General features: G+C 64.5%; 9 protein-coding genes. 2 read left to right on the forward strand and 7 right to left on the reverse strand.

What is annotated here, in order from left to right; genetic code table 11:
- Positions 1-147: 147 nt before the first annotated feature.
- Positions 148-555 carry a four helix bundle protein gene (locus FJY68_12210; protein ID MBM3332588.1) on the forward strand — a complete coding sequence of 136 codons (408 nt, stop codon included), beginning with the start codon at positions 148-150 and terminating at the stop codon, positions 553-555.
- 86 nt (positions 556-641) lie between these two features.
- Positions 642-1,199, forward strand: a complete 558-nt coding sequence (locus FJY68_12215) for a uracil-DNA glycosylase (GenBank protein MBM3332589.1) — start codon at positions 642-644, stop codon at positions 1,197-1,199.
- On the opposite strand, the gene FJY68_12220 is transcribed toward FJY68_12215, so the two are convergent.
- The 7 genes from FJY68_12220 to FJY68_12250 form a co-directional block, all read right to left on the reverse strand.
- Complete coding sequence (locus FJY68_12220; protein ID MBM3332590.1) at positions 1,186-2,286, reverse strand: DUF362 domain-containing protein; 1,101 nt, start codon at positions 2,284-2,286, stop codon at positions 1,186-1,188. The two genes, FJY68_12215 and FJY68_12220, sit on opposite strands and share 14 nt — an antisense overlap.
- 87 nt (positions 2,287-2,373) lie before the next feature.
- The gene (locus FJY68_12225; protein MBM3332591.1) at positions 2,374-2,559 is read right to left on the reverse strand and encodes a hypothetical protein; all 186 of its coding nucleotides are present in this window, start codon (positions 2,557-2,559) and stop codon (positions 2,374-2,376) included.
- Positions 2,560-2,571: 12 nt separating this feature from the next.
- Positions 2,572-3,768 carry a butyryl-CoA dehydrogenase gene (locus tag FJY68_12230; GenBank protein ID MBM3332592.1) on the reverse strand — a complete coding sequence of 399 codons (1,197 nt, stop codon included), beginning with the start codon at positions 3,766-3,768 and terminating at the stop codon, positions 2,572-2,574.
- 21 nt (positions 3,769-3,789) lie between these two features.
- Entirely contained in the window at positions 3,790-5,061 is a 1,272-nt protein-coding gene (locus FJY68_12235) for a hypothetical protein (GenBank protein ID MBM3332593.1), read from the reverse strand.
- Positions 5,058-6,200: a hypothetical protein gene (locus FJY68_12240; GenBank protein MBM3332594.1), complete on the reverse strand. Its 1,143-nt coding sequence runs from the start codon at positions 6,198-6,200 to the stop codon at positions 5,058-5,060. The genes FJY68_12235 and FJY68_12240 overlap by 4 nt, the downstream gene beginning before the upstream one ends.
- A 17-nt stretch (positions 6,201-6,217) precedes the next feature.
- The gene (locus FJY68_12245; GenBank protein ID MBM3332595.1) at positions 6,218-7,528 is read right to left on the reverse strand and encodes an adenylosuccinate lyase; all 1,311 of its coding nucleotides are present in this window, start codon (positions 7,526-7,528) and stop codon (positions 6,218-6,220) included.
- Entirely contained in the window at positions 7,525-8,676 is a 1,152-nt protein-coding gene (locus tag FJY68_12250) for a trypsin-like serine protease (protein ID MBM3332596.1), read from the reverse strand. The genes FJY68_12245 and FJY68_12250 overlap by 4 nt, the downstream gene beginning before the upstream one ends.
- Positions 8,677-8,829 lie beyond the last annotated feature (153 nt).

The following is an 8,829-nucleotide window of genomic DNA, read 5'->3' on the forward strand; positions in this document are numbered from 1 at the left end:
GGCGAAGCTGCGCGACCGGCTGAAGCAGGTTCGGCAGCAGATTGACGACGAGGAGTGGAAGGCGGCGCGGAAGGCGAGGATGAGGAAACGCTAGATGCCAGACGCCACACGCCAGACGCTGGACATCAGCAGGACTACGCAGGACGCATGACGCCAGAGGCTGGAAGCAAGATGGAACCGAAGTACCCGTTCGAGAAGCTGGAGGTCTGGCAGCTAGCGGTGGACCTTACAGACGCCGTCTATGCTGCTGCGCGGAGTCTTCCTCGGGCGGAGATGTTCGCGCTCGGAGACCAGATGCGCAGGGCCTCGGTCTCGGTCGCCCTCAAAATCGCTGAAGGGCGTGCCGCGGACAGTGAGGCGGAGTTCAATCGTTTCCTCGGTATCGCGTTGCGGTCGCTGATCGAAGTCGAGGCGTGCGTTCGGCTGGGGGTCCGCCTTGGGCTTCTGGATGCTCGTCATGCCAGTGGTGTCTGTGCGGTGGCCGATCCACTTGAGGCGAAGTTGAGAACACTGCGGACTCGACTCAAGAGGTCGCGCATCCGTCCATCTTCGTAGCCGTGTCGCCTCAAGCGTCTGGCGTCAGGCCTGTAGCGTCTGGCCTCAGGCGTCGAGCGGCAGTCTTCGGGTCCCTCGCAGTCCAGATGAAACGGTGCCGCAGGTGCGGCCTGCCGGACGGAGTGAGTGCTGTCTTCGGTCGGTTCGATTCTCCCCGCTGGATGCTGGTCGGGCAGGCGCCCGGGAAGAAGGAGATCCTGCTGGGTCGTCCTTTCGCCGGTGCGGCCGGACGGCGGCTGTTCCAGTGGCTGGCCGAGGCCGGTTTTGAAGAAGAGCAGTTTCGTTCCATCTGTTACGTGACCGCGATGATGAAGTGCTTTCCCGGTGGCGGCGAGCGGGGAGACCTGAAACCGAGCCGTCAGCAGGTAGCCAACTGCGCGGCGTGGCTGGAGAGAGAGCTCGCGCTGGCCAGACCAGGTGTGCTGATTCCGGTTGGCCAGTTAGCGATCGAGCGGTTCCTGGGGAAGGCCAAGCTCGAGCAGTTGATCGGCCGGCAGTTTCGCCGCGTCATCGGCGGGCGTGCCGTCACGGTGATACCTCTTCCTCACCCCTCCGGTGCCTCGGCCTGGACCAACGCGCCCGAGAACCGGAGACTCATCCGCCGGGCAATTCGGCTGCTGGCCGAAGCGTCTAGCGGCCAGTGATGTTCTGAATCAGGCCGCGCAGCGGACCCGGAACGGTCATCGCTTTCTCAGGACAGAGTTCCGCGCAGCAGTAGCACATGATACACTTCTTGCGGTCGATGGCCGGGTAGGGCGACATGGCGATGGCATTGACCGGGCAGTTGTCGGCACAGCGGCGGCAGCGGGTGCAGATTCGTTTGTCGAAGAGCGGTCGGCGCTGCAGCAGACGGTAGACTGCCGAACCGGCCACGCCGGACGCCATCTCAGCAACACGCGTCGAGGGCAGTTTGAATCCGGGTACTGCCGCGAAGTCGCCTGCGACCTCGATATCGTCCGGGGCGGTCGGGCCGAGGCCTCGTTCGGAGGCGATTCGGTTGGTTGGAATGGCAGCCGGTTTCGCACCGGCCATCATCGCCATCACCGAATCGAGCGCCACCGGGTTGCGGGCGGAGAGCAGCGTCCCGAGTTTCAGTACCCGGCCGCCGCTGGGACCGTTCTGTCCGTCCATTCCGCGCAGCGCATCCATCACTGTCAGCACCGGAACCGGAATCGCCTGGTAGATGTCGACCAGCAGTTCCGCGAATTCGTACGGGCTCTTCACGACGGTGTGAAGATACGACTTCTGAGCCCCGGGGATGATGCCGAACAGGTTCTTGATTGACCCGGTGAGGAGTGTGAGCGCGTGGGTCTTGAACACCGGCAGGTTCAGTACCACATCCGCTTCGGTCACGATGCGGGAGACCGTGATTTCGGAGATGAAGCGGGACTTGATCGAGATCGACACGGGTCTTTCCGCGATACCGCGGAAGCAGCCCTCACTCGCCTCCACCGCACCGGTCGGCGCGATGTACGTTGATACGTTGCGCTGCAGTCCGCCCCCGGGGTTGTCGGCTACACATATCTCTCTGGCCCCACGTGCCTTGAGCCCGCGAACCGCGTGCCTGATCAGTTCCGGGTCAGTGGTAACGCCGTGTTCCGGCGGGTGGGGGCCGAGCAGGTTGGGTTTGACCCAGACCCGCTTCCCGGCGAAGTCGTACTCCAGGGAGTCGAGCGCCTCGGCAGCGTCGGCAGACAGGTCAGTGACTTTGCGGACGAGGACGCGTTCCATCGGACGCTTCAGGCTTGACGCGTCACGCCAGACGCAGGACTCCGGCGTCTGGCGTCAAGCGTCATGCGTCAAGCGTTACGCGTCTGCCTACAGTTTGCCCGGCAGGATGTAGAGGACGTTGGCCAGCGACGCCGTGAATTCGGCCGGCCTGGCCTTCTCTTCCGGGATCGGCGTCCCATCGAGCTTGCAGTCCATTGCCTTGACCACGCCGTCCTTGATTGTGTAGGCCGTGCACGTCACCGTGCCGCCGGACTTCAGGTAGATGACAGGCACCTGTGGTCCTTTCTATTCGGGCTTCGGCAGGCTGCAGCGGAGCGGCTTGTCGGTGCGCAGGCCGAGGGCGTAGTCAGCCTGCAGGAGTTTGTGTATCTCGCGAGAACCCTCATAGATCTGTGCGCCCTTGGAATTGCGGTAGAAGCGCTCGACGTTGTACTCGCTCGAAAAGCCGTAGGCGCCATGTACCTGGACGGCGTTGGACGCGGCCTTCTCGGCACAGGCACAGGCGTAGGCCTTGGCCAGCGAGGTCTCGCGCGTGTTGCGCTTGCCCTCGTTCTTGAGCCATCCCGCTTTCAGCCAGAGCAGGCGGCTGGCCTCGTAGTCACCCGCCATGTCGGCAATCATCGCCTTGACCAGTTGATGCTCGCCGATGGGCTTGCCGAAGGTCGTGCGCGTCTGCGCGTATTCGACGGAGGCATCGAGGCAGGCCCGGATGAGGCCGGTCGAGCCGGCCGCGACGGTGTAGCGGCCCTGGTCGATGGCGAACATGGCGACGCGGAACCCTTCACCTTCGCCGCCCAGCATGTTCGCGGCCGGCACGCGTACCTCGTCGAACGCGAGTGATCCCGTATTGCCGGCCCGGACGCCCAGCTTGCCGTGGATGGTGGCGCTAGTCAGGCCTTTCATGCCTCGTTCCAGCAGGAATGCGGACATGCCGGTGTGGTCGCGGCGCTTCTTCTTCTCGATGTCGGTCCAGGCGATGACCAGGAAGTGGTCGGCGACATCGGCGAGCGATATCCACATCTTCTCGCCGGTCAGGACGTATTCGCCGCCGTCTCTGCGGGCCGTGGTCTGGATGCCAAGTGCGTCACTGCCGGCCGCCGGCTCAGTCAGGCCGTAGGTGCAGACCTTTTCGCCACGTGCCTGCGGGGCCAGCCAGCGCTGCTTCTGTTCTTCGGTGCCCCAGCTCAGAAGCGTGAGGCTGTTGAGGCCGATGTGAACCGACAGGACGACGCGCAGCGAGGTGTCCACGTGCTCAAGCTCCTCGCAGGCGAGTCCGAGCGCGATGTAGTCGTTGCCGGTGCCTCCATAGCGGGCCGGTATCGAAATGCCGAGAATCCCAAGTTCTCCCATCTGGCTGAGCACGCCCGGGTCGAACTTGGCGGCCGCGTCGCGCTCGCCGATGGTAGGCATCACCTGCTCGCGCGCCCAGTCGCGGCAGAGCCTTCGGACCATTTCGTGTTCCTCACTGAATGAGAAGTCTATCATCTTGCGGTTCCTTTCGTCTCAACTTGTCTTAGAGTCGGCGAGCAGGCGCTCGACGTCAATCTTGGCTGTATGTTTGCTGCGCCCGGCCTCGGCGCGCAGGGCCGCCAGCGGGAACAACTGGTGCAGACGCAGCAGTTCGGCAGAGGCGCAGAGCGCGGCGGCGCGCGGTCCGGACGGTTTCCTGAAGTCCAACTGGGTCACGCGTGCTGCAGTGGCCGGATTCGCCAGGCTGGAGTCGAGCAGCAGGTGTCCGGAACGCATGCGCGATATCACCGGGCCGCAGTATTTCAGCCCGTCGGCCGACGTCACCAGCACGAAGTCGGGTGCGTCAGCGGCGGTATGCTGAATCGGTCGCGGAGAGAGCATCAGTTCGGCCACCGAGTAGCCGATGCCGACGGTTACCGGGTAGGTCCCTTTCTTGGTAACGCTGAGTCCGGCGGCAACGGCAGCACGCGCGAACATCTCGGCCGCGGACTGTACGCCCTCGCCGGCTGAGCCGGCAAGCATGATCGAGACGCAGCGGTCCAGTTCGGAGGTGAACTCCCGGGAAATCGGTTCCAGATCGAGCAGGGATCCGGTATCAGTCTTCGGTGCGAGGCGGCAGGGCGGGGCCGGCGGGTTGGTGAGGTTTTCGAGCGCGAGCCCGGCTTCGCGGACAATGTCGTCGAGGGAACGGCCGGGGTTGTGTTTGGCCCCGTAGCTGGGGCAGTACTCGATGACTTCGAGCAGGCTGAACCCGGACCCCGCGACCGCTTCGGCGATTGCCTCGGAGAAATCCCCTTTGCCGAGAACGCGGCGGCAGCGCATCGCTCCGGCAGCATGAACCCAGCGGCAGAGATCGGCCCCGCGGCCTTCTTTCCCGTCCGGACAGGTCGGGGTGCGGAAACCGCAAGGCGTGCTTGAGCTGGGTTGGCCGCCGGTCATGCCGTAGAGCATGTTGTTGTGGACAATGACGGTTACGTCGAAGTTGCGGTGGGCCGCTTCCATCAGGTGTTGGAGTCCGATGGCCGCGCCGCCGTCACCGATGTAGGCGATGACCTTCTTGCCGGCCGGCAGGCTGGCCGCGATGCCGGCAGCAAGGGGCACGGCCCGGCCATGCAGGCCGTGAACAGTGTGGGTGGTGAAGTTGCTGTCGATCAGGCCGTGACAGCCGATGTCGGTCACCAGCACGACGTCGAGTGGACTCAGGCCGAGCTGTTCAAGCGCCTTCTCGGTGTTCCGCACCACCAGTCCGTGTCCGCAGCCCCCGCAGAAGGGCAGAACCGGGTTGGCGATGAACCTGCCGGTCACCTTGACTCCACTGCCGCTGCGATCTCCGCGGGAGAGACCATGCGGCCGATGGCGTTCACTCCGGTGACACCGGAGCGCCCGGCCGCACCGAACAGCACCTGGCGCAGCTGCCCGTTCAGGTTCTCCTCGGCCACTACGACCCTGGGGTAGCGGCTGACCGTCTCGACGTAGACCGGGGGGACGGGCAGCAGCGTCTTCGGGACGAGCAGCGAAACCGCACGTCCGCTCTCTCGCAGGGTCGCTACCGCTTCGCGGGCAGCCAGCGCGGTTGTGTCCCAGGCGCAGACGAGCGTGTCCGCACCGGCCTGTTCGTCAATGTCGAAGCGCGTGTAGTAGGCGAGGTTGCGGACTGCCTTGTAGTGAAGCCGCGCCGTGTTTGCCATCGCCTCCGGCGCGAGGTGGGCGTGGATGCCGCGGCGGTCGTGGGTCGAGGCGGTCAGCCGGACCTGGTGCCGGCTGCTGCCCACGGGCAGGAATTCAGGAACGAGGTTGTCCGCAGGTGAATAGGCGGCAAAAGGCTCGTCGCCGGCGTAAAACGCTCGGGCCGGCGGGGTGATCGCCGGGAGCGATGCCAGGTCGAAGTCACGCTGGGTCATCAGCATCTCTTTCGAAGTGAGGAGCACGACGGGGCTGCGAAGCCGGGTAGCGGTTTCGACCGCCAACTGCGCGAGATCCCAGCAGTCGATGAGGTTCGACGGGCAGAGCACGGGGTAGGCGTGACCGCCGGAGATGGCGCCCTGTACGAGCTGCAGGTCGCCCTGAGCGCCGGCGGTCGCGCTCCCGGTCGAGGGTCCGAGGCGCTGCGCGAGCACTATGAGCATCGGCAGTTCCATCATGTGGGCCATGTTAAGGGATTCGACCATCAGAGCGAACCCGGGAAAGGACGTCGCGGTCACCGGCAGCCGGCCGCAAGCCGAGAAGCCGGACATCCACTGGAGTGCCGTTATCTCATCCGGAGCCGCGAGGGCGGCCGGGAAGCGCCGGAAGCCGTAGGCATACAGCAGGTTGGCCGGTGTTATCGGGTAGCCGACAAACGTGTCGGCCCCGGCCCGTGCCAGCGACTCGATTACCAGACGAGAGCCGTCAACCAGGCAGAGCTTCTGGTCGCTGGCGTCGCGGGGTTGGGCGTGAGAGGCCATTGGCTGCTGACCGGCGTCTACCTGGTCTTGCTCCGTCGCGTCAGGCCGACCCGGCGGTAGACCGCATCGACGTTGCGCAGCAGTCGTTTCAGGTCGAACGCCCGGCTCCTGGCGCGGCGATCTAGGAGTTTCGATATCTCGGGATTCGCCGCACACAACTCCGGCAGCGAGCCGCCTTGGGTCTGGCAGGTGAAAGCAAGTTCCTGCACAAGCTTGTACGCCCGGTCCTTGTCCATCCCGGCCCGGACGAGTTCGAGCATCACCCCCTGCGACAAGAACGTCTGCCCCGAGGACTCGAGGTTCGCGAGCATGCGGTCAGGTCGCACCACCAATCCCGACAGCACACCGGTCAGCTTGCGGATCATGTAGTGGGTGAGCGTGAAAGACTCGGGAATGATCACGCGCTCGTTGGCTGAGTTGGAGAGGTCGCGCTCGTGCCAGAGGCAGATGTTCTCCAATCCGACCTGCGCGTAGGCGCGGATCAGTCGGGCGAGGCTGGTGATGCGCTCGCAGATTATCGGGTTCTTCTTGTGGGGCATGGCCGACGAACCGCGCTGCCCTTTGGCGAAGGGCTCCCCCAGTTCACCAACCTCTGTGCGCTGGAGGTTGCGGATCTCCGTGGCGATGCGTTCCATGCCGGTGGCGACAAGAGCTAGTGTGTTGAGCATCGCGGCGTGACGGTCACGCGGAATCACCTGCGTTGATACCGGCTCGGGCTTGAGGTTCAGCCTGGACAGCACCCGGGCTTCGACGTCGGGACCCAGCTGGGTGTAGGCTCCTACCACGCCCGATATCTTGCCGTGCCGCATCTCGGAGGCGGCGGCGGCCAGGCGCCCGATGTTCCGCTCGGTTTCTTCGAACCAGGAGAGGCACTTGAGCCCGAACGTGATCGGCTCGGCGTGGACGCCGTGGGTGCGGCCCATCATCGGCGTGTGCTTGTGCTCGAGTGCGAGGCGGGCGGTTTCGATGCGCAGGCCCCCGAGCGCGGTCTGCAGTATCTCCAGGGCGGAGGCACAGCGGAGTGAGAGCGCGGTGTCGACAACGTCGTAGGAAGTCAGTCCGTAGTGGACGTACTTGCCGGCAGCAGCGGCCGATTTCGCCACACTGCGGGTGAAGGCGATGACGTCGTGGTTGGTGATTCTCTCGAATTCGTCAATCTCCTTTATCTTGAAAGAAGCGCGCTGGATGGCGCGGGCCGCCGTCTTCGGTATGATGCCAATCTCGGCCTGCACTGCGGCCACGGTCTTCTCGACCAGCAGCCAGGAACGGAACTTCGCGTCTTCGTTCCAGAGCGCGGCCATTTCCGGAGTGTCGTAGCGTGTTGTCATCTTAGCCTGTAGAGCAGTCTGATCTGCTCTCCTCCACGGTCAATTACGATGTCGATTGTCCCGGCAAGTCGATCATACAGCCGGGCAAGTGCCGCGGCCGAGTTGACCGCCTTGCCCTGGGCCATTAGGATAACGTCACCGGGTGCCATCCCGATAGTCTCGCCGACGCCGCCGGCCTTCACGTCGACTGCGACCACGCCCCGCCGATAGCCGAGGTTGAAGTTGCCCCGAAGTACCGGGTTGATGTCGGCAACGGCTACGTCGAGACCGGTTTCGACCCTTTCAAAGCTGGTGGCGCCAATCGTGCCCCGGGTTTCCTTCACGAATTGGCGCACGTCGTTGATGGGACGGGCGAAACCGATGCCCTCGGAGCCGCCGGAATGGCTGAAGATGAACGTGTTGATGCCGACTACCTCTCCCGCCGCATTGACGAGTGCCCCGCCCGAGTTGCCGGGGTTGATGGCGGCATCGGTCTGGACCATGTCGGCGTAGACCTGGGTGCCCCCGCTCGACTTGATGTCGCGGTGCAGCGCCGAGATGACACCGACGGTCACCGTCGGCTGCGCGTCCTCGAGCATGAACCCGAACGGGTTGCCGATAGCAATCGACCACTCGCCGATCATCAAGCCGTCGGAGTTACCGAGGGTCGCAGCCGGCAGGCCCTGGGCGCTGACCTTGAGCAGGGCGAGGTCCCGGGCCTCGTCTATTCCCTCGAGTTCGGCCGCGAACTCGCGGTTGTCGGGCAGGGTGACTTTGATGCGGGTGGCGTTGCGCACCACGTGGGCATTGGTCACGACGTCGCCGTCCGCAGAAATGATGACGCCGGAACCCATCGACTTCACCTCCTGGCGGAAGGAGCGGCGGGGAAAGAAGTCGCGGAAGAAATCGTCGAACCCCAGCCCGCCGAAGGGATCATAGGTGACCACGCGGGTCTGGGTCACGACCACCGAGACGACCGCCGGGCTGACCCGTCGGGCCGCGAGTACGATCGCGTTGGTTCGCGAGGCCGATATGTCATCGCTGATTGATGCCGGTATGACCGTGCCGAGCATTGGCTGGCGGTGATGCTCGACCCGCTTGGTCCACAGCAACAGGATCAGGGCGGACGCCAGCGCCACGATAACGAAGTAGGGAAGGAGTTTCCTCATTGCCGGAGCCAGTGTAGCAGCCTGATAGAGGGGCGTCAAGCATGCGCGTTGCCTCACCAGAAATCTACTCGAAGCCACCCCGTTGCCTCACGTAAGAAACCTACTCGAAGCGGAGGCACAATCTGACCATGTTCTATCTGGAAAGGAACCGGT

The sequence above is a fragment of the candidate division WOR-3 bacterium genome (genome assembly GCA_016867815.1).
Taxonomy (GTDB): Bacteria; Hydrothermota; Tepidihabitantia; order Tepidihabitantales; family Tepidihabitantaceae; genus UBA2258.

Bases quoted from the DNA above. Each gene is read 5' to 3' on its own strand.
- FJY68_12210 (MBM3332588.1), top strand. From the start codon at position 148: ATGACGCCAGAGGCTGGAAGCAAGATGGAACCGAAGTACCCGTTCGAG.
- FJY68_12215 (MBM3332589.1), top strand. From the start codon at position 642: ATGAAACGGTGCCGCAGGTGCGGCCTGCCGGACGGAGTGAGTGCTGTC.
- FJY68_12220 (MBM3332590.1), bottom strand. From the start codon at position 2,286: ATGGAACGCGTCCTCGTCCGCAAAGTCACTGACCTGTCTGCCGACGCT.
- FJY68_12240 (MBM3332594.1), bottom strand. From the start codon at position 6,200: ATGGCCTCTCACGCCCAACCCCGCGACGCCAGCGACCAGAAGCTCTGC.
- FJY68_12245 (MBM3332595.1), bottom strand. From the start codon at position 7,528: ATGACAACACGCTACGACACTCCGGAAATGGCCGCGCTCTGGAACGAA.
- FJY68_12250 (MBM3332596.1), bottom strand. From the start codon at position 8,676: ATGAGGAAACTCCTTCCCTACTTCGTTATCGTGGCGCTGGCGTCCGCC.